Below are 19,181 nucleotides of genomic sequence, written 5' to 3' on the forward strand. Positions count from 1 at the left end.
GGCAGGAGCTATCTGGACGGGGCACTAGGGCAGACGGCCCGCGCCGTAGAGTGCCCGGCATTCACCGCGGCGCAGTTTGCCGCTGGAGGTCTTGGGGATTCGGCCCGGCTCCACCAAGACGACGGCGCCGGGTGTCACCTCGTGTGCGGTCGCGATGGCATTGCGGATCCGGCGGGCCAGTGCGGCCAGCTCCGCTGTTCCGGCGGCCGCCGGATCGGCGAGTTCGGCGACCACCACCAGATCTTCGCGGCGGCCGTCGTCGTATCCGAAGGCGGTCACGTGCCCGGCCCGTACCTCGGGCGCGCAGTCCGCCACCGTGGTCTCGATATCGGCCGGATAGTGGTTGCGGCCGTCGACGACGATGAGGTCCTCGAGTCGGCCCGCGATATAGAGCTGGCCCTCGTACCAGAAGCCGAGATCGCCGGTGCGCAACCAGGATTCCTGACTGCCGGACAGCGTGGCGCCGAAACTCGCCGCGGTCGCGGCCGGATTGTTGTAGTACCCGGCGCACACATTGGGGCCGCTGACCCAGATCTCGCCGACCGCGCCCGCCGCGACCTCGATCCGCTCGGTCGGGTCCACCAGCGCGATCTGCTGGCCTGCGGGAATGCCGCAGCCGACGAGCGGAACCCCTTCCTGCGCGGTCTGCGCACGGCCTTGTGTCAGGGCCGCTCGATCGAAGGTATGGGAGACGGGCGGATCCGGCTCGCGGCAGATGGTCACCGACAGCGTGGCCTCGGCCAGGCCGAATCCGGGAGTGTGGGCTTGGTGCCGGAATCCGTGGACGGCAAAGGTTTCGGTGAAGTCGGTGAGCGCATCGGCGCGGATCGGTTCGGCGCCGTTCAGCAGCGCGTCGAGTCCGGATAGATCCAGCCCTTCGCGTTCCTCGGCTGTGGTCGCCGAGACCGCGAGGGCCAGACCGAAATTGGGGCCGCCGGTGGCGCCGGCCCGGTAGTCGCTGAGCGCGCGCAGCCAGCGGATGGGGCGCTTGACGAATTCGGCGGGCGCCATGGTGACGCCGTGCACGCCCGAGTAGAGCGGTAGCGAAAGGGCCAGTACCAGGCCCATGTCGTGGAAGAACGGCAGCCACGAGACGATCGGTTTGGTGCGCACAGCGGGCACTGCCGTCCACAATTGATCCAGTGCCGCCGCGAGATTCGCGTGGGTGACCTCGACTCCGGCGGGGGCCTTGGTCGATCCGGAGGTGTACTGCAGATAGGCCGTATCCGTTCGGACGGCATCGACAAGCGGATCTTCTGATGCGTTGTGAACTGGTGCGATCTCCAGTACTCGACCCAGTGCCGGGCCGAAGACCTCGCGGGTTGTGGTGTCGGCGGCGGAGATCAGGCTGAGTGCTGGGCGGGCATCGGCGAGCACGCCGTCGAGTCGGGACCGGTTTCTACTGCCTATCGGTGGAAATAGCGGTACCGCGATGCGATTGCTGTAGAGGCATGCGAGAAATGCTGCGACATAGTCGATTCCGTGTGCGCAGAGGATTGCCACTCGATCGCCGGGATCAGTTGTAGCTCTGAGCCTCTGGGCGAGTGCGCCCGCCGCGGCGTGCAGTTGCCGGTAGGTCAGCGTGACTGGTTCGCAGTGCTGTCCGCGATAACGCAACTCGGTATACGCAGCGCTGTCGGGTTTCGTCCGCGCCCACTGGTCGACTCGGCTGGCAAGTACGTTCCGGCGCGGCGAAGTCACTGCACCTCATCGGATTTCGCGGCTACCCGGTCGGCCAGCGCCGCGCTGAGCGCGGTGATGGTGGGGTGTTGGAACAGTTCCGCAGTGGAGATCCGGATATCGAGCCGGAATTCGAGGTGGCGGCGCATCTCTATGCCGAGCAGTGAAGTCAGGCCCAAGTCGTTGAAATCGGCTTCCGGATCGAGGTGTTCGGCGGTCAGGTCGAGGGTGGCGGCGAGTGCGGAGCGGATCGTCGCAGAGAGCGGTTCGGCCGGATGGTATTGCGGGGGTGTTGGATTCGGCTGCGCGGCGGCCGGTTGGTCGGTAGTGAGCAGGTTGCGGAGGCGGGTAGCGATCGGGGCCGGATCCGAGGTCGGCGTGTAGTCGAGCGCGAGCAGGTATGGCTGGTCGTAATGCATGGTCTGGCAGAACAATTCGGTGCCGCGTGGGATGTCGAAGGCTGAGATTCCGGCGCGTCGCAGATGTGCCGCACCGCCTGCGGCGTCGGCGAGTCCCGAATCCCAGACGCCCCAGCCGATGCTCAACACCCGCCGACCCGGATGCGCGTGGGCGAGTGCGTCCATTGCGGCATTGGCGCTGGCGTACGCGGCCTGACCTGGCGCGCCGAGTGCGCCGGTGGCCGAGGAGAACAGCAGTACGAAGTCGGTCGGATCGGTGGCGGTGAGCTCGATCAGATTGCCCGCGGCGATCAGCTTCGGTGCGAACATGCGGGCGAGCTGACGCGTGGTCACGGCGTCGAAGGCGGCATCCTCGAGTGCCCCCGCGGCGTGTACGACGCCGCGGATGGTGGAACCGCATTCCCGAACATCGTCGAGCGCATTGGCGAGATCGTTGTGGTCGGCCGCGTCGCAGCGCACCACGACGATTCGGTCCTCGAGTCCGTCCAGCAGCGCGGGGACCGGGCGGGGCGCGCGGGTGAGTACGACCACGTCATGGGCGCCGGCGTCGAGCAGCCAGCGCACCGCGACCGAACCCAGCGCACCCAATCCGCCGGTGACCACATAGGTGCCATTGGGGTCGATTGTTGTCGGGGTGGTCGACTGGGGTCGCGCGGGTACGAAACGGCGCACGGCGACGGTGCCCTCCGAGATTCGGAGCTCATCGGGCAGCGCGTGCGCGGTGGACGCCGTTGCCGCCTCGACAATGAGGTCGCGCAGTCGGGGCACCGCGGTCTCCGCCCCATCGGTCCACACCAGCCGCACGTCACGGCCCGACTCGAGCTGCATCGATCGCACCAAACCTGCCACAGCCATCGGCACGGTGCCGTCGCCCGGCGGTGTCGACCCGCGCTGTCGGCTCGCGGACGTTGTCCTGCGGTCGGGCAGCTGATGGTCGGGGAGCCGATGGTCGGTGAGTGCGTCGTCGGGGAGCACGATCATCAAAGATGCTGTGGCATCTTCGGATTGCACGCGTTGCAGCAGATCCAGCACCCGCGCGGTGGTAGCGACGCCGCTGCTGCCCCCGGCCCCAATGGTGCCGTTGCTGCCGCTTGCACCGGTCTCGCTGCTGCTACCGACGCCGACGATGCTGCTGCCCGTGCTGCCCGTGCTGCCCGTGCTGCCCGTGCTGCCCGTGCTGCCCGTGCTGCCCGTGCTGCCGGTACCGCTGCTGGCGCCGAAGCCGACGACGCTGCCGGTTCTGGTACCACCCGCGCCGCTGGCCCCACTGGTGCCGGTCTCCCCGCTGCCGCTATGACTGCCGCCGACACCAACGTCATTGCTGCTGCCACCGACACCGCTGGGCCCTCTGGTGCCGGTCTTGTCGCTGCTGGCAATGCCAAAGCCGCTGCCGCCGCTGCTGCCGGTGCCGCTGAGCCCGCTGATTCCGGATTCCTCGCCGCTGCCGCTGCCGATACGGACGCTGCTGCTGCCGGTGCCGGTGAGCCCGCTGATTCCGGACTCTTCGTCGCTGCCTACACCGACGCTGCCGGCGCTACCGCCGCTGCTGCCGCCGCTGATGCTGCTACCGCTGGGCACTCTGGTGCCGGTCGTGTTGTTGCCGCTGCCGACGCTGGCGCCGCTATCGACGCCGAGGCTGCTGCCGCTGCCGACGATGCTGTCGACGCCGAGGCTGCCGCCGCCAATGCTGCTGCCGCCGGTGCCGCTGAGTCCGCTGATTCCGGATTCCTCGCCGCTGCCGCTGCCTATACCGACGCTGCCGCCGCTACCGACTCCGCTGCCGCCGCTGATGCTGCTGCCGCTGGGCCCTCTGGTTCCGGTCTTGTTGTTGCCGCTGCCGCTGCCGCTACCGACGCTGGCGCCGCTATCGACGCCGAGCCTGCTGCCGCTGCCGACGATGCTGTCGACGCCGAGGCTGCCGCCGCCAATGCTGCTGCCGCCGGTGCCGCTGAGTCCGCTGATTCCGGATTCCTCGCCGCTGCCGCTGCCGCTTCCGCTGCCGATACCGACGCTGCCGCTGCCGATACCGACGCTGCCGCTGCCGATACCGACGCTGCCGCCGCCTATACCGACGCTGCTGCCGCTGCCGCTGCCGCTGCCGCTGCCGCTGCCGGTGCCGCTGAGCCCGATGATTCCGGATTCCTCGCCGCTGCCGCTACCGACTCCGCTGCCGCCGCTGATGCTGCTGCTGGGCCCTCTGGTTCCGGTCTTGCCGCTACCGCTGCCGCTACCGACGCTGGCGCCGCTATCGATGCCGATGCCGAGGCCGCTGCTGCTGGTGCCGCCGGGCCCACTGGTGCCGCTGGCGGTCGGGTTGCTATTGCCAGTGACGCCACTGCCGGTTCCAGTGACGCTGCTGGTACTGGTGCCGTCGCTGGTGGTGTCGGTGGCGCAGTCGGATTCGTGGGGCGCGCTGGAGGCGGCGGGCCAGACTATGACGACCGTGGTGCGGGTGGAGTTGGTGCGTGCGGCGAGGACGGCGGAGACGATTGGACCGGCGGCGTCGGGTTCGCGGGCGACCCGTTCGGTGGGCAGTGTGCGGTCGAGTGCCCTGGCCAGTCGGATGGCGAGCGGGGACTCGCCGATCACCAAGGCGCGCTGCGGATCGGGTTGGCGCTTGGCTCGGTCACCGTTGCTGTCCGATGAATGACGAATTGCGGGGTGCTCGAACGGTATCCACATTTCGCGGCGGAAAGGGCCGACGTGCGTGGCGGATTCGGGTCGTCGGGGCAAGGTCGCGAAACGGATCCGGACACCTGACAGTGCGAGGATCGGGACACCGTGCTGATCGGTGCCGATGATGTCACCGGTCAGTCCGTCAGCGGATCGATCACGCACGAACGCATGGGCTTCCAACAGCACGAGTTCGGATTCGGCGGACAGCCAGGCGGATTCGATGCCGATCGGCAGCGGGACGGCATCGGCGGGCAGGTAGTCGCTGCCCGCGGCAGCGAGCAAGTGCAGGCAGCCGTCGAGGGTCGCCGAGCGCCGGGGCGGTGCGGAGTCGAATGACCCCACCGCACAATCGGGCCCGGCCTCGATCCCGCGCAGCGTACGGAAGCCGGGACCGTATTCGAGGTGGCGCGCCCGCAGCGAGTCGTAGAAGTCGCCGGGCGCGAGCACTCGCATCCGCCTGCGCGCGGCCCGATTTGCATCGACCACCCGCATCCATGCGACGATATCCCCGGGTGTGGGGTCACCGGCCAGCCGTGCCGAAGCCAGCGTCCCGGCGCCCGTGACCTCCGCCTGTAGCTTTCCACCGCCGGTGTTCCGATAGCTGACAGCGGACAGCGCCGCCAGATCGGTTCGCTCGTGCACCACGAAATCGCCGATCGTAGTGGTCGATATGCGCCCGTCCCGAGCCAGATCGAGCAACCTGAGCAGCCAGAAGACCGCCGGAACGGTCGGCACCCCCTGCACCACATGATCATCGAGATCGTCACCGGGGAACTCGGATTCGGCCACGGCAATGCCAACTGCGCTCGGACCGTAAGTCTCTCGCCTATCGGCAAACTCGACACCGACGGTATCCCAGCCACCAACGGCCGACTGGTCCGCATCCGCACCGGCGGCACTGCGGCTGATTGTGCTGCCACGGTTGAAACCAGCACCAGCAGTGGCGCTACGGTCGAAGCCGGCACCAGCAGTGGTGCGCTGGTTGACCCCGGGACCGGCGACGGTACTGGGACTCGTAGCGGTGCTGTGGTTGATACCGGATCCAGTAGTGACGTTGCTGTTGAAGCCTGGCCCGGTAGTGGTGCCTTGATCGAAACCGGGGCCGCCGGTGGTGCCGTGGCTGGTGCTGGTGCCGTGGTTGACACCGAATCCAGTGGCCGCGCTGTGGTCGGCGGTAGTGCTGGGGTCGATGCCGGGACTAGTAGTGGCGCTTTGGTTGATAGCGGAACCAGTGGCGGTGCTGTGTTCGGCACTCGCTCCGGCGGTAGTGCTGGGGTTTATGCCGCGACCAGTGGGGGAGCCGTGGTTGAAACCGGCACCGGCGGCGCTACTGGGACCAGTAGTGGCGCTGTGGTTGAGCCCGGAACCAGCGGTGGCGCTGTGGTCGGCACTGGCTCCGGTGGTGGTGCCGTGGTTGGCAGCGGGTCCGGTGGTGGTGCTGTGGTTGAGCTCGGATCCAGTGGCGGCGTTGAGGTCGGCACTTGCTCCGGCGGTAGTGCTGGGGTTTATGCCGCGACCAGTGGGGGAGCCGTGGTTGAAACCGGCACCGGCGGCGCTACGGGGACTAGTAGTGGCGCTTTGGTTGATACCGGATCCAGCGGTGGTGCTGTGGTTGGCGCTGGTTCCGGTGGTGGTGCTGTGGTTGAGCCCGGATCCAGTGGCGGCGTTGAGGTCGGCACTCGCACCGGTAGCGGTGCCTTGGTTGACCCCGGGACCGGCCGCGGTGCTGTGGTTGATGCTGGTGGGGGTGCTGGGGTGGGCACTTGCGCCGGTAGCGGTGTCGTCGTTGATGCCGCGACCAGTGGTCGAATGGTGTTGCCCGGCAACCCCGGTATCGAGTGCCGTGACCAGTGGGAACTGGCGTCTGGCCCATTGTCTCGGTGGTGGTGGCGCCGTGAACGGTCCGTTCGCGGCCCAATTCACGTGGCGGCCTTCCAGGTAGAGCTGGCCGAGGCCGGTCAGGAAGGCTCCGGCCTCGTCGTCGCGGTTGGTCACCGCGTGGGTGGCGTCGGCGAAATCGGGATAGTCCCGAATCGCCGGGATCAGCACGGGATGTGGGGCGATCTCCAATACCGACGCGAAGCCGTCCTCAGCGGCTTGCTCGAATGCCGCGGCCAGTTCGACGGTCCCTGACGCATTTTCGGCCCAGTAGTCGGCATCCATCGCGGCGGTGGTGATCGTTTCTCGTTTACGTGTCGTGGAATAGACCGGCACGCGCGGCACCCGCGCAGTGAGCCCGTCGAGCGCGTCGACGAATTCCGGAAGCAGCGCGCCGACCTGTGGACTGTGCGCCGCGAAGTTCACGGCGATCCGCTGTGCGAACATCTGCCGCCGCCTGGCCCGCCGGACCAGCGCATCGATATAGCGCGGCGCACCGGAGATCACCACCGAACGGGGACCGTTGATCGCCGCGATTCCCACCGTCGCGTGCAGCGGTTCCACCAGCCGTGCCGCCTCATCCGGTGTCGCCTCCAGCACCGCCATCGCGCCGTGTCCATCGAGCCGCGCGAGAATCCTGCTGCGCTGCACCACGACTCGTGCGGCGTCCGAAAGCGACAGCGCACCACTCACCGCCGCACCGGCGACCTCGCCGAGACTGTGCCCAACCACCGCATCCGGCTCGACGTCCCACCAGGCGAGCAATTCGGACAGCGCCACCTGGAATGCGAAGATCGCCGGTTGCACGACTTCGGTGGCGCTGGCGGTCGCACCAACGAGCCCGAATCCGTTGCGCGGCGTCCACACTCGCGCTCCGCCCGCGGCGACAATCGCATCCGCTGCGTCGGTCACCGCCTTGGCGAACACCGGATAACGTGCTGCCAGGGCCCGCCCCATCTTGGGATACTGACCCCCCTGCCCAGAGAACAGGAACAGCACTCCGCCGCGTCGCCGCACCGAACTCGTGCCGATCACCCCCGCGCCGGAACCTCCGTCCGCGAGCGCCCGCAGCTGAGCCACCGCGTCGCTGCGGTCGCGGGCAATCACTGCGGCGCGAGCGGGTTCGGGAATCAATCGTGCTGCGGCAGAGCCGAATTGCCGAAGAACGTCGGCCCTGCTCTCGATCGCCGTGACCACATCGAAAGCGGAACTCGCACCGGATATGTCGCGCGTATCGGCACCGTCGAGCAGTCCAGCCCACTGCTGTGCCCGCACGCGCAGGTCCGCGACATCGCGTCCGGTCACCGGAATCAAAACGGGCGGTTCATAACCCCGATGCCGCTCTGGCTCGATCCCCCGCAACACCACATGCGCATTCGTCCCCCCGAACCCGAATGAACTGACCCCGGCGCACCGCGCACCAACCGCCGTCCCGGTCCAGTCGATCGGCTCGGTGGGCACCCGCAGTCCGTGTTCCGCGAGCCGCAGCAACGGATTCTCGGTCTGGAAGTTGATGGTCGGAGCGATCACACCGTGTCGAATGGACAGCGCCGCCTTGACCATCCCGGTGACACCGGCGGCCGCCTCCAAATGCCCGATATTGGATTTGAGCGAGCCGATCCAGGTCGGTTCGCCACTGCCCCTGACCACGGCCGCGAGCGCGCCGACCTCCACCGCATCACCCAATGGCGTTCCGGTGCCATGACATTCGATGTACCCGCTACCACGCGGATCGAGCCCGGCCCGCGCCCACGCGGTCCGAACGGTGTCCTGCTGAGCCCGGCCATTCGGCGCGTACATGCCATTGGACCGCCCGTCCGATCCGACAGCCGCGCCCAGGATCTCCGCATACACGCGCAGCCCGTCCCGCAACGCATCCGCGGTGCGCCGCAGCACAACCACGGTGCAACCGTCACTGCGGGTATAGCCGTCCGCCGCCGCGTCGAACGGTTTACAACGCCCATCCGGAGCGAGGAAACCAGCCTCGGCCATGTACTCCGAGGTATGCGGCAGCAGCGTGAGGTTCACCCCGCCGACGATCGCGAAGGGCACCGCGTCATCGGCGAGCAGACGCAATGCGAGATCAACCGCCGCCAGCGAGGACGAGCAGGCGCTGTCCACCACCAGACTCGGTCCGTGCAGGTCCAGCACATAGGAGAGCCGATTCGCGATGATGCTCAGCGCCGATCCGGTAACCGCGTACGGCGCGTCGTGCCCACCCCGGCCCAGCACCGCGATGCCGTGATCGTAGGCGCAAGCCCCGAATACCACCGCGGCCCCGGAACCCCTGGTGCGATAGCCGATTCCGGCATCGTCGAGCGCCTCCACCGCGACCTCGAGCGCCAGCCGCTGCTGCGGATCCATCAGCGCGGCCTCCCGGCCGGAGATGGCGAACCAGTCGTTATCGAATGCGTCGACATCCGGGAGGTATCCGGCGTGCCGCGTGCCGAGCCGCCCCGGCGGTGGCGCGCCGGTGGCGTCCCGGCCCGCGAGCAACATCTGCCAGAATTCGTCGACCCCCGCCGCGCCGGGCACCCGGCAGCCGATACCCACGATCGATACCGGCGGATACGGCCGGACGGAGGCAGTATCGGCGGTGGTCATCGCATCGCGATGTACTCGACAAGCTGCTCGATGTCCGGATGGTCGTAGAGGGCGGTGAGCGAAACCTCGACTCCCATGGCATCTTCCAGATGCGCCGTCAGCCGCGCCAGTTGTAGCGAGCTGAGGCCGAGATCACTGAATGGCGCGCTGGTGGACACCGCGGCCGCGTCGACATCTAGTAGGTCGGCGATGGCGGTGACGGCAGCGGTTAGTAACTGCGCGCGCCGCGGGACAACACTCTGCCCGTGCGGAAGACCAAGCCCCATCCGTCCTCCTACCCCTTGCCCGAGGGCTGGTGCCCCCGCGCGGTACCCCCTGCGATTATGCCGTAGATATCGGCGCGAGCAAGGTCTGTCCGTCCGATCACGACAGGCGGGTGAATTGTCCGTGATTGTCCGGAATTGCGCTGGCTGCCGGGTACTTTCACCATCCGCCATGATCGCTTACGGTGACTCCGTGCCCGAATCAGGAACCGAGCGGACCCCGACTCTGCCCACCGTGTTGCGATGTTGTGCCGCCCTGGCGGCCACGCCGGGACGGTTGCTGCGCCCGCGTCGCCCCGATGCCGCGCTGCTCGCCGCACTCGACCCCGCGCCCCTGCCGCAGGCCGAGGCGACGGTCGCGCTCACCGTGCTGATGCAGGCCCGCATGGCCGTCCCCGCCACGATCGTCGCGGAGGGCGTGCGCAGCCTGCGCGAACTGCCGATGACCATGTCGGCGTATCTGATCGAGCATCCGAAGGCGCGATTCCTGGTCGATCCGGCCCTGTGCGCGGGTGTGCACGATCGAGTGCTGCCGGAGTTGCCGTTTCCGATTCCGCTGCTGGTCGCCCCGGACAAACCGGTGCTCGGCCTCGCCGAGGCGCTCGCCACCCGCGATATCGCCGTCGAGGCCATCGATTTCGTGCTTCCGACACACCTGCACTGGGATCATGTCTCCGGTCTGCTGGAGTTGCCCGATTCCGTGACTGTTCGACTGCCCGCCGCCGAACGCGCCTGGGCGCTCGACGGCCCGCATGCTCCGGCCGGCGTTGCTCGCGGTCCCTTGCGCGGGCGCACCTTCGACACCTTCGAACTCGACGGTCCACCGGTGCTCACGTTCCCGCACAGCCTGGACCTGTTCGGCGACGGCTCGGTACTGCTGGTCGACCTCGCCGGACATACGCCGGGCAGCATCGGCGTCCTGCTCGCGGTGGACGACGGCACCCGCGTGCTGCTCGCGGGCGACGCGGTCTGGAACAAGCTGCAGGTGGAGCTGATCCGCGAGAAGGCACCCATGCCCGGCCAGTTGTTCGACGCCGATCGTGATGCCGCATTCGCCACGATCCACCGGCTGCACGCCCTGCCCGACGGCATCGATATCGTCGCGGCCCACGACTACGCGGCGGTCGAGGCGCTGGCAGCCCGATAACCCGGTGCCGTATCTCGGCACGGTCGCGGTCACCCCTCGATGGACTGCGACGGCTGGGTAGTCCGTTAGGCGACTACCGCTTCGGCGAGCCGGGCGGTGATCAGTTCGGCCGCCTCGGAAACCATGCGGTCGATGAGTTCGGCGCAGGACGGAATGTCGTGGATCAGGCCCTGGGCCAGGCCCGCGGACCAGATGCCGGCGTCGAGGTCGCCCTCATCGAAGACGCGGCGCCCGCGCGCGCCCGCGACCAGATCCCGGACATCCTCGAAAGTGCCGCCGGCCTTTTCGATTTCGACGACCTTGCGGCTGATCTCGTTATCCGCGACGCGCGCGGTATTGCGCATGGTCCGGAAGATCAGCTGGGTGTCGAGTTCGGAGTTGGCGACGATCTGTTCCTTGACCTTCTGATCGATCGCCGATTCCTGGGTGCACAGGAAGCGCGTGCCCATATTGACACCGTCGGCGCCGAGGGCGAGCGCGGCCACCAGACCGCGGGCATCGGCGATGCCGCCGGAGGCGATCATCGGAATGTCGAGCACCCGTGCGGCGGCCGGAATCAGGATCAGGCCGGGAATATCGTCCTCACCAGGATGTCCCGCGCATTCGAAACCATCGATGCTGACGCCGTCGACGCCGATCTTCTGCGCCTTCAAGGCATGCCGCACGCTGGTGCACTTGTGCAGCACCTTGATTCCGGCCTCCCGGTAGTAGGGCAGGAAGGGCTCGGGATTGCTGCCGGCGGTCTCGACGATCTTGACGCCGCTCTCGATGATCGCCTGCACGTATTCGGCGTACGGCGGCGGGTTGATCGACGGCAGGATCGTGACGTTCACGCCGAACGGCTTATCGGTCAGCTCCCGGGTCCGCGCGATCTCCTTGCGCAGGTCCTCGGGGGTGGGCTGGGTCAGTGCGGTGATGAAGCCGAGGCCGCCCGCATTGGCGACCGCCGCGACGAGTCCGGCGCGGCCGACATGCATCATGCCACCCTGCACGATCGGGTGTTCGACGCCGAACATCTCGGTGAACCTGGTACGCAGCATTGCGCTTCTCCTATGCGTTGCGGGGCGCGCCAGTCCGCCCTTATGCAGTGATGGTGACACGGGAATCGTCCGTTGTTCAACTCATAAGTGAGCCGGGATTCGCATCGTCACGCCGGGTAGACGCGACCAGGCAGGCAGTGCTGCCGCGAAGAGTGGAGCTAAATACGCAGCTAGAAGGCATTTTATGGGCGCAAACCTGACCCTGAGGCGATTAACAGCGATTCATATCTTGAGCTCTTGCCCGTCGAAGAAGTTAGTTGTTATTCTGCTCTCAATTCAGCCCGTCGCCGCCGTCGGATACTCCGGCGGGCGGGTGGCGGTCCGAGAGGAGTTCGTGGCATGACCACCGGTGCGCAGGCGCTCGACGAGCCGATCAGGTCGCGGCGCAACCACTGGAACAACCAGCTCGCATCACACGCGCAGATGCGCCCGGACGCGGTCGCCGTGCGGTTTCGTGGTGTGGACACCACCTGGCGGCAGCTGCACGAGCGCTCGCTGAAATTCGCCGACGCGCTCGCCCGCCGCGGCATCGGCTTCGGTGACCGGGTGCTGATCCTGGCGCTGAACTATCCGGAATATCTCGAGGCCGTCTTCGGCATCAACGCACTCGGCGCCATCGCGGTCCCGGTGAACTTCCGCCTCACCCCGCCCGAGGTCGCCTATATCGTCAGCGACTCCGGCGCCAAGGCCATCGTCACCGACACCATGCTGCAGCCGCTGGCCACGGCCGTACAGGGCCAGGCGCCCGAGCTGGCAACCTGCATCGTGATCGGCGGCAAGAGCGCGGACGGTGTGCTCGGCTACGACGACGTGCTGGCCGAGGGCGGCACACCGCATACGCCGCTCGACATTCCCGAGGACACCCCCTCGCTCATCATGTACACCTCGGGTACCACCGGCAGCCCGAAGGGCGCGGTGCTCTCGTACGCGAATATGAACGCCCAAGCGTTGACCTGCGTCCGTGCCACCGAAATCAGCCCCGATTCGGTCGGCTTCTGCACCTCTCCGCTGTTCCACATCGCCGGACTCGGCAGTCTCGCACCGCATTTCATGCTCGGCGCCAAGACCGTGCTGCATCCGCTCGGTGCGTTCGATCCCACCGAATTCCTCGACGCCGTCGAACGCGAGCAGGCCACCACCGCCTTCTGCGTGCCCGCGCAGTGGCAGATGATCTGCGAGGAGCCGACCGTCAAGGAACGCAAGCTCGCACTGAAGGTGCTCAGCTGGGGTGCGGCTCCGGCCTCCGATACCGTGCTGCGGGCCATGGCCGACTGCTTCCCGGACGCGGTCAATGTCGCGGTCTTCGGGCAGACCGAGATGTCGCCCATCACCTGTGTGCTGGAGGGCAAGGACGCGATCCGCAAGCTCGGCTCGGTCGGCAAGCCCATCCCGACCATCCAGGCCCGCGTGGTCGACGACGAGATGAACGATGTCGCCCCCGGCGAGATCGGCGAAATCGTCTACCGCGGACCGACTCTCATGCAGGGCTACTGGAATAAGCCGGAGGCGACCGCCGATGCCTTCGCCGGTGGCTGGTTCCACTCCGGTGACCTGGTCCGCGCGGACGAGGAGGGCTTCCTCTGGGTGGTGGACCGCAAGAAGGACATGATCATCTCCGGCGGCGAGAACATCTACTGCGCCGAGGTGGAGAATGTGCTCTTCGCACATCCGAAGATCCGCGAGGCCGCGGTGGTCGGCCGGGCGCACGAGAAGTGGGGCGAGGTGCCGGTTGCTGTTGTCGCCCTTGTCGATCCGGATGCCGAGCTCACCCTCGACGAGCTGGCGCCGTACCTCAACGAGAATCTGGCGCGCTACAAGCATCCCAAGGATCTGGTGATCGTGGCCGAGCTGCCGCGCAATGCCAGTGGCAAGGTCGTGAAAGTACAACTGCGCAAGGATTATTCGTCCTGAGGTCGGGCTTGGCGGTGAAATCGTGGACAGAGCGGCACGCATGCGTGAAGATCACCCTATGGCGATCCCACGCATTCGCGCCGCCGTCCTTGCCCTGCATTGGCAGGTGAATGTGATTCGGCCCGAAGGGTTCTTCGGGCCCATGCTGGCCGCTCCGGTCGCCGCCAGCGGTGTCGTGCCGCGAGCGGTGCGCTTCCACGCCGCGGCGGCCGAGCGCGGGTTGCCGGTGGTGTTCGTGCGCTTCACGATTCCGATCGGTGAGGGCGGGCTGGTCCGCAATACCGGATTCATGCGGTCGGTGGCCGCGGCGCAGACCGAATTCCGGCCGGATTCGCCGGGCACACAGTTGATCCCGGAGATGATCGAGCAGCCGACCACGGTATTCGACAATCAGAAGCTCTCCGGGTTGGCGGGGTGCAAACTGCAGCAATGGTGCGACGAACAAGGCGTCGACACGCTGTTCGTGACCGGTGTCGCGACCAACCTCGTGGTCGAGCAAACCGCCAGGAACGCAACCGATCTGGGTTTCACCGTCCATCCGATCTCGGACTGCGTCGCCGCGGCGAGTCTGGAAACGCATGCGGCATCGTTGGCGAATCTCGAAATGACCACGGCCGGTTGCCGCACCGCCGACCAAGCACTCGACCTGATCGGCCCGCGCTGACCTGATCCGGACGCACCCCGGCGTGGCCGCCGAATAAGTGACCAAGGACGGACTGGTTATCGGCCTGCGCGCCGGTTGATTTCGCCGCGCCGGACCCGGCGGTCGAGGCCGGGGCCGACCAGATCTGTTAGCTGCCGATAGGTTTCGGCGGCGGGCAGCGGTGGCTCCGCGTCGGCGATGGAGCCGAGCAGGCCCACCACCCCCCAGGACAGGAATGTCATCGTCACCGCGAATTCGGCGTCGTCCATCTCCAGCCGACCCGAGAGTTGTTCGGTGAGAATCTCTTCCACCATGCGCCGGGTCGAGCGCAGCAGTACCCCGGTCGCCCTTCGTCCCAGCAGCGCCCGGTAGACCTCGGGATTCGCCGACGCCAACCGGAACAGCGTGTACAGCGGTGCGAGCGGCGCCGAATGCTCGGGCGCGTCCGGGTCGCCCGCCGCCGATTCGGTATCGGCGACCGCTGCGCGCAGGAATTCGGTGCTGCTGACCAGCAGCAGATCGTCCTTGTCCCGGAAATGCGCGTAGAACGTGGAGCGCCCGACATCGGCGCGATTCAGGATGTCCTGCAGGGTGATCCGGTCGTAGCCGCATTCGATCATCAGCTCGATCAATGCCCGATGCAGCAGACTCTTGGTCCGCCGGACCCGGCGATCGGTGCTGCCGGTCATCTCGTCCTCCGACTATCGCGTTTCCGTACAGATGGTGCGGTTGCGTCCGGAACGGCACGGTTTCCGCGTTTTGCTTCTGGTCGTTCCGGGCATCTGGTCCGATTATGAACACATGACCGGAAACACACAACAGTCTGCTACCACACATAGTGACCGGAACTCCGAAGTCGGCGCCCTCATCACCAAACCGCGCGGCTACCTCGCCCTGAAATCGGCCCTCCTGCTCGGCCGGGTCGGTGCGCTGAACGCACGACTCGTCGAGTTGTCCGGCACCGCCGCGGGCGAGCACGCCGTCGATATCGGTTGCGGCCCAGGCCAACTCGTTCGGGTGCTGGCCGAGCGAGTCGGCCCGTCCGGTCGCGTGATCGGCATCGACCCCGCGCCGGAGATGGTCGAGTACGCGACCAGGCAGACCCGCGCACTGACCCAATGTCGGTTCGAAGTCGGTGCCGCCCAGTCGTTGACCCTGCCCGATGCCTCGGTCGACGTGATCACCTCGACCTTCGTCATGCACCACATTCCGGAGGCACAGCGCGTCGCGGCCCTGGCCCAGATGTTCCGCGTGCTCCGCCCCGGCGGCCGACTGCTGCTCGCCGACACCCACCCGACCGGGCGAGTCCTGCCGACGCTGGTCCGGGTCATGTCCCGCTTCGCCGCGCGCCGCACCGACGACCCGCATGCGACCGGACATCAAGCGGACCCATTGGCGGCCATCGACATTCGCCGCTACCGAGAGGCGTTGCGCACAGCCGGATTCACGAAGGTGGAATTCACCGCGATCCCGCCGATGACCGGCGTACTGCTGGCAACCAAGGACGCCTAGATCAGGTCCTTCGATGCCATCCAGCGCATACAGAACCAGCCGCAGAACACGGGCAGCCAGCACGTGAGCACGCGGTAGAGCAGCACCGACGGCACGGCGATGGTCGCGGGCAGGCCGAAGGCGGCAAGACCACCGATCAGTGCGGCCTCGACCGCGCCGACGCCGCCGGGTGTCGGCGCGGCCGCGGCGAGGGTGCCGCCGACCATGGTGACGATGGTGAGGGTGATGAACGACGCGCCACCACCGAATGCCTCGACGCTGGCCCACAGCGCGAGCGCCAGGCCGAGTGTGATCGCACCACAGCCGAGCACGATCACCAGGAAGCGTTTCGGATCCCGGGCCAGATCGCCGAGTTCACCGAGCACCTCCTGCAATTGTGGGCGCACCGAATTGTTCAGCCAGCGACGCAGTTTCGGCACGAACATGAACGCGCCGATAATGCCGACGCCCACACCGGCCGCCAGATAGAGCACAGTTGCGTCGGGCACGAAATGCGACAGATTCGCCGAGGTGCCCGCCGCCACGCTGAACAGGATCAACAGGCTGATGTGGGTGATCACCTGCACGGCCTGCAGCAATGCGACGGCGGCGGTGGCCCGCACCGCGCCGAGTCCGGCGTGCTGTAGGAAGCGCACGCTCAAGGCCAGGCCGCCGACGCCCGCCGGGGTTGTCGTGGCGGCAAAGGTATTGGCGACCTGCATGATCACCAGATTGCGCAAGCTGACCAGGCGCGTCGCGCAGGCCCACAGTGCCGCCGCCGCACCGAGATATGTCAGCGCCGAGAACGCCAGCCCGAGCAGCGCCCACCACCAGTTGGCGCGCCACAACTGCGAGAAGAAGGTCGGCACCGCGCTGATGAACGGATAGGCGACGTAGACCAGTCCGATCAGCAGCACCAGCTGGATGATCTGGTTGCGGCTGAACCGGGTGATCTGGTCGGCCTCGATCTTGTCCTGCCCGGTCTGCCTGCGCACCTCGTCGCGGGCCGAGGCGACGACCTCGGCCCAGTCCGGTATCGACTTCTTGATCCCGGCGGGCATGGCGGATTTGGTGAGTCGGCTCGCCGCGGTCAGCACCGGCTGCTCGCCGAGGGTGTCGATGGCGGTGCGCACCGCGGCCTCCTTGCCGAAGACCGCCGTGGTCGACACCAGCAACTGCGCGACATCGGACTGCCGCTGCTTATCGGACGCGCCGAATTCCGCATTGACGAATCCGCTGAACAGCGTGGCGCCGTTCTCGATTCGGATCTCGGCGGGCCGCAGATCGCCGTGCGAGATCTGGCCGCAGTGCAATGCGTCGAGCGATTTCCACACACCGGCGAGCACATCGTCGGAGTTCTCGTCGAGCGGCTTACCCCGCGGCATGGTGTGCGCGTACAGCATCCAGCCACGCTCGAGCGCGGCGACGGCAACCTGGTCCACGGCGGCCAGCCCCAATTCGCCGGCGGCGATGGCCAGCAGTGCACGGTGCTCGACGGCACGGTGCATGGAGCCGTGCAGTGCCGCGGTTTCGCTGGTGCGGAAGGTGAGCCAGCGCCACAGCTGGCGCAGCGCACCGAAGCTGCGCTGATTCTTGCCGAACAGTTCGACGGTCAACGCGCGCTCCGGACCGTCGATGGCGGCGGCGAGCACAAGCGGACCACGCCCGGCGGGATGCAGCACGGTGAACGCGGTGACGGTATGTCCACGCCTGGCCAGCACCCGCACCGCCGCGTCCAACGGCACCTCCAGCGCCGGCGTGCCGACCACCAGCACGATCACCGCGCCGACCAACCAGCCGACCGCCAGCCCGAACATGGCGCGCGCGGGCACCACCGTGCTGACCACCAGATGGATCGGCGCGAATGCCAGCAGCAGGAACCACAGCCAGCGCCGCGGCCGGGTCGGCAGCCACGGACTGGAGACGGTCAGCACCGCCGCCAGCATGGCGATCCAGCGCGGATCGTCCAGGAACTGCGACAGGAAGGTATCGAGCCGATCCGGCACCTGCAGATGCCATTGCGGTGCGGACAGTCCCGTCCCGGTGATCGATAGCAGCAGGCCGGCGACCAGGCCCGCCGCGGCATATCCCGCGAGTAGCTTCCACTGCCCGCCGATGATCAACTCGATGAGGATCGCGAACGGCAGCGCCAGAATCGCCAAGCCGTAGACCAGATACACCAGATTGGACTGGTCGGGATTGAGGAACCCGACGATATTCGAGACCGACCGCTCCAGCGCCAGCCATTCCGGCCGGGTGATCAGCGAGGCCGCGACGACCACGCCGACCCACAGCGCGGCGAGCACGACGCGGATGATGTCACTGGTCCGCCTGATCAGCGGTTGCAGCAGGCTCCCGGTGACCGGGATCTCCCGCCCATCGACTCGCATCTCGTGGCTCCGCTCCTCCGCCTCTCCGGGCTTTTGCCGGTCGTGGGGTGTGCCTAACTTACCGTTGCGGGCCGAGGGTTCCGGTATGGGTCTTGCCGAATCCGTTCGACCCGGTGACGATCAGGTCCGATAAGTCGGCAGCCGGGCATCGTCCGAGTGCCGGGCACGACGGCCAGGAGGCAAGCAGGACATGGCAGCACAGGATCTATCCGGCAAGACGGTGGTGGTGACCGGCGCCAGCTCGGGCATCGGCGCCGAGGCGGCGGCCGAGCTGGCGGCGCGCGGCGCGAGCGTCGCGGTGGTCGGGCGCTCGCCGGAGCGCACCGCCGAGGTGGCGGCGCGGATCGGCGCGGAGTCGTTCATCGCCGATTTCGCCCGCTTCGACGAGGTGCGCAAGCTCGCCGATCAACTGCTCGACCGCTATCCGCGCATCGATGTGCTCGCCAATAACGCGGGCGGCGCCTGGGCGAAACGCACTGTCACCGATGACGGTAACGAGCTGACCTTCCAGGTCGATCACCTCTCGCCATTCCTGCTGACGAGCCTGCTGCTGGAGCGGCTGGTGCAGTCGCGGGCCCGGGTGATCAATACCGCGAGCATGACCTACCGGATGGCGAAGCTGGATCTCGAAACCGTCAACGCCTCGACCGGATCGTTCAACCAGCTCGCCGCGTACGGCGCCGCCAAGCTCGCCAACATCATCTTCACCAGGGAACTGGCCCGCCGCACCGAGGGCACCGGGCTGGTCACCGCCGCCTTCCATCCCGGCGCGGTCGCCACCCACGTCTACGACAACGCCCCGCTCGGCATCGGCGCCTTCATCCGCTCCCCGCTGTCGCGGCCCTTCTTCATCCGGCCCGATAAGGGCGCGGATCCGTTGGTGCACTTGGCGACAACGCAGGACGACATCAACGGCAAGTATTTCCACCGCTTCGAGCTGGAGCAGCCGCGGAACAGACAGGCGGTGGATCCGGATCTCGCGCAACGGCTTTGGGCGATGTCCGAGGAGATCACCGGCGTGACGAGTTCGGCGACGTAG

Annotated in this window: 11 protein-coding genes; 5 read left to right on the forward strand and 6 right to left on the reverse strand. The window is 67.5% G+C overall.

Annotated elements, in window-relative coordinates:
• Window positions 1–24 precede the first annotated feature (24 nt).
• The 3 genes from ACHQ4I_RS03165 to ACHQ4I_RS03175 are packed head-to-tail and all read right to left on the reverse strand — an operon-like array spanning window position 25 to window position 9,523.
• Entirely contained in the window at window positions 25–1,701 is a 1,677-nt protein-coding gene (locus ACHQ4I_RS03165) for a fatty acyl-AMP ligase (RefSeq protein ID WP_420770106.1), read from the reverse strand.
• Entirely contained in the window at window positions 1,698–9,257 is a 7,560-nt protein-coding gene (locus ACHQ4I_RS03170; protein ID WP_420770107.1) for an SDR family NAD(P)-dependent oxidoreductase, read from the reverse strand. The genes ACHQ4I_RS03165 and ACHQ4I_RS03170 overlap by 4 nt, the downstream gene beginning before the upstream one ends.
• Entirely contained in the window at window positions 9,254–9,523 is a 270-nt protein-coding gene (locus ACHQ4I_RS03175) for an acyl carrier protein (RefSeq protein ID WP_420770108.1), read from the reverse strand. The genes ACHQ4I_RS03170 and ACHQ4I_RS03175 overlap by 4 nt, the downstream gene beginning before the upstream one ends.
• A gap of 190 nt (window positions 9,524–9,713) precedes the next feature.
• Between ACHQ4I_RS03175 and ACHQ4I_RS03180 the strand changes: the two genes are divergently transcribed.
• The gene (locus tag ACHQ4I_RS03180) at window positions 9,714–10,667 is read left to right on the forward strand and encodes an MBL fold metallo-hydrolase (RefSeq protein ID WP_420770109.1); all 954 of its coding nucleotides are present in this window, start codon (window positions 9,714–9,716) and stop codon (window positions 10,665–10,667) included.
• Window positions 10,668–10,732: 65 nt separating this feature from the next.
• Here ACHQ4I_RS03180 and ACHQ4I_RS03185 read toward each other — a convergent pair whose 3' ends face one another.
• Entirely contained in the window at window positions 10,733–11,707 is a 975-nt protein-coding gene (locus tag ACHQ4I_RS03185; RefSeq protein ID WP_420770110.1) for an NAD(P)H-dependent flavin oxidoreductase, read from the reverse strand.
• 339 nt (window positions 11,708–12,046) lie between these two features.
• On the opposite strand from ACHQ4I_RS03185, the gene fadD5 reads away from it, so the two are divergent.
• Both fadD5 and ACHQ4I_RS03195 read left to right on the forward strand, forming a co-directional pair.
• Window positions 12,047–13,618 carry a fatty-acid--CoA ligase FadD5 gene (fadD5, locus tag ACHQ4I_RS03190; RefSeq protein ID WP_420770111.1) on the forward strand — a complete coding sequence of 524 codons (1,572 nt, stop codon included), beginning with the start codon at window positions 12,047–12,049 and terminating at the stop codon, window positions 13,616–13,618.
• Between the two features lie 58 nt (window positions 13,619–13,676).
• On the forward strand, window positions 13,677–14,282 hold the full coding sequence (locus ACHQ4I_RS03195) for a cysteine hydrolase family protein (protein WP_420770112.1): 606 nt from the start codon (window positions 13,677–13,679) through the stop codon (window positions 14,280–14,282).
• Window positions 14,283–14,338: 56 nt separating this feature from the next.
• Here ACHQ4I_RS03195 and ACHQ4I_RS03200 read toward each other — a convergent pair whose 3' ends face one another.
• On the reverse strand, window positions 14,339–14,950 hold the full coding sequence (locus tag ACHQ4I_RS03200; RefSeq protein ID WP_420770113.1) for a TetR/AcrR family transcriptional regulator: 612 nt from the start codon (window positions 14,948–14,950) through the stop codon (window positions 14,339–14,341).
• Between the two features lie 112 nt (window positions 14,951–15,062).
• On the opposite strand from ACHQ4I_RS03200, the gene ACHQ4I_RS03205 reads away from it, so the two are divergent.
• Complete coding sequence (locus ACHQ4I_RS03205) at window positions 15,063–15,773, forward strand: methyltransferase domain-containing protein (protein WP_420770114.1); 711 nt, start codon at window positions 15,063–15,065, stop codon at window positions 15,771–15,773.
• On the opposite strand, the gene ACHQ4I_RS03210 is transcribed toward ACHQ4I_RS03205, so the two are convergent.
• Window positions 15,770–18,142, reverse strand: a complete 2,373-nt coding sequence (locus ACHQ4I_RS03210) for a lysylphosphatidylglycerol synthase transmembrane domain-containing protein (protein ID WP_420770115.1) — start codon at window positions 18,140–18,142, stop codon at window positions 15,770–15,772. The two genes, ACHQ4I_RS03205 and ACHQ4I_RS03210, sit on opposite strands and share 4 nt — an antisense overlap.
• A gap of 190 nt (window positions 18,143–18,332) precedes the next feature.
• On the opposite strand from ACHQ4I_RS03210, the gene ACHQ4I_RS03215 reads away from it, so the two are divergent.
• Entirely contained in the window at window positions 18,333–19,181 is an 849-nt protein-coding gene (locus tag ACHQ4I_RS03215; RefSeq protein ID WP_420770116.1) for an SDR family NAD(P)-dependent oxidoreductase, read from the forward strand.

The organism is Nocardia nepalensis (assembly GCF_048910785.1).
GTDB lineage: Bacteria > Actinomycetota > Actinomycetes > Mycobacteriales > Mycobacteriaceae > Nocardia > Nocardia nepalensis.

Excerpts from the sequence above, each read along its gene's own strand:
- ACHQ4I_RS03170 (WP_420770107.1), bottom strand. The coding sequence starts at position 9,257 with ATGACCACCGCCGATACTGCCTCCGTCCGGCCGTATCCGCCGGTATCG.
- ACHQ4I_RS03175 (WP_420770108.1), bottom strand. The coding sequence starts at position 9,523 with ATGGGGCTTGGTCTTCCGCACGGGCAGAGTGTTGTCCCGCGGCGCGCG.
- ACHQ4I_RS03185 (WP_420770110.1), bottom strand. The coding sequence starts at position 11,707 with ATGCTGCGTACCAGGTTCACCGAGATGTTCGGCGTCGAACACCCGATC.
- fadD5 (WP_420770111.1), top strand. The coding sequence starts at position 12,047 with ATGACCACCGGTGCGCAGGCGCTCGACGAGCCGATCAGGTCGCGGCGC.
- ACHQ4I_RS03195 (WP_420770112.1), top strand. The coding sequence starts at position 13,677 with ATGGCGATCCCACGCATTCGCGCCGCCGTCCTTGCCCTGCATTGGCAG.
- ACHQ4I_RS03200 (WP_420770113.1), bottom strand. The coding sequence starts at position 14,950 with ATGACCGGCAGCACCGATCGCCGGGTCCGGCGGACCAAGAGTCTGCTG.
- ACHQ4I_RS03205 (WP_420770114.1), top strand. The coding sequence starts at position 15,063 with ATGACCGGAAACACACAACAGTCTGCTACCACACATAGTGACCGGAAC.
- ACHQ4I_RS03210 (WP_420770115.1), bottom strand. The coding sequence starts at position 18,142 with ATGCGAGTCGATGGGCGGGAGATCCCGGTCACCGGGAGCCTGCTGCAA.
- ACHQ4I_RS03215 (WP_420770116.1), top strand. The coding sequence starts at position 18,333 with ATGGCAGCACAGGATCTATCCGGCAAGACGGTGGTGGTGACCGGCGCC.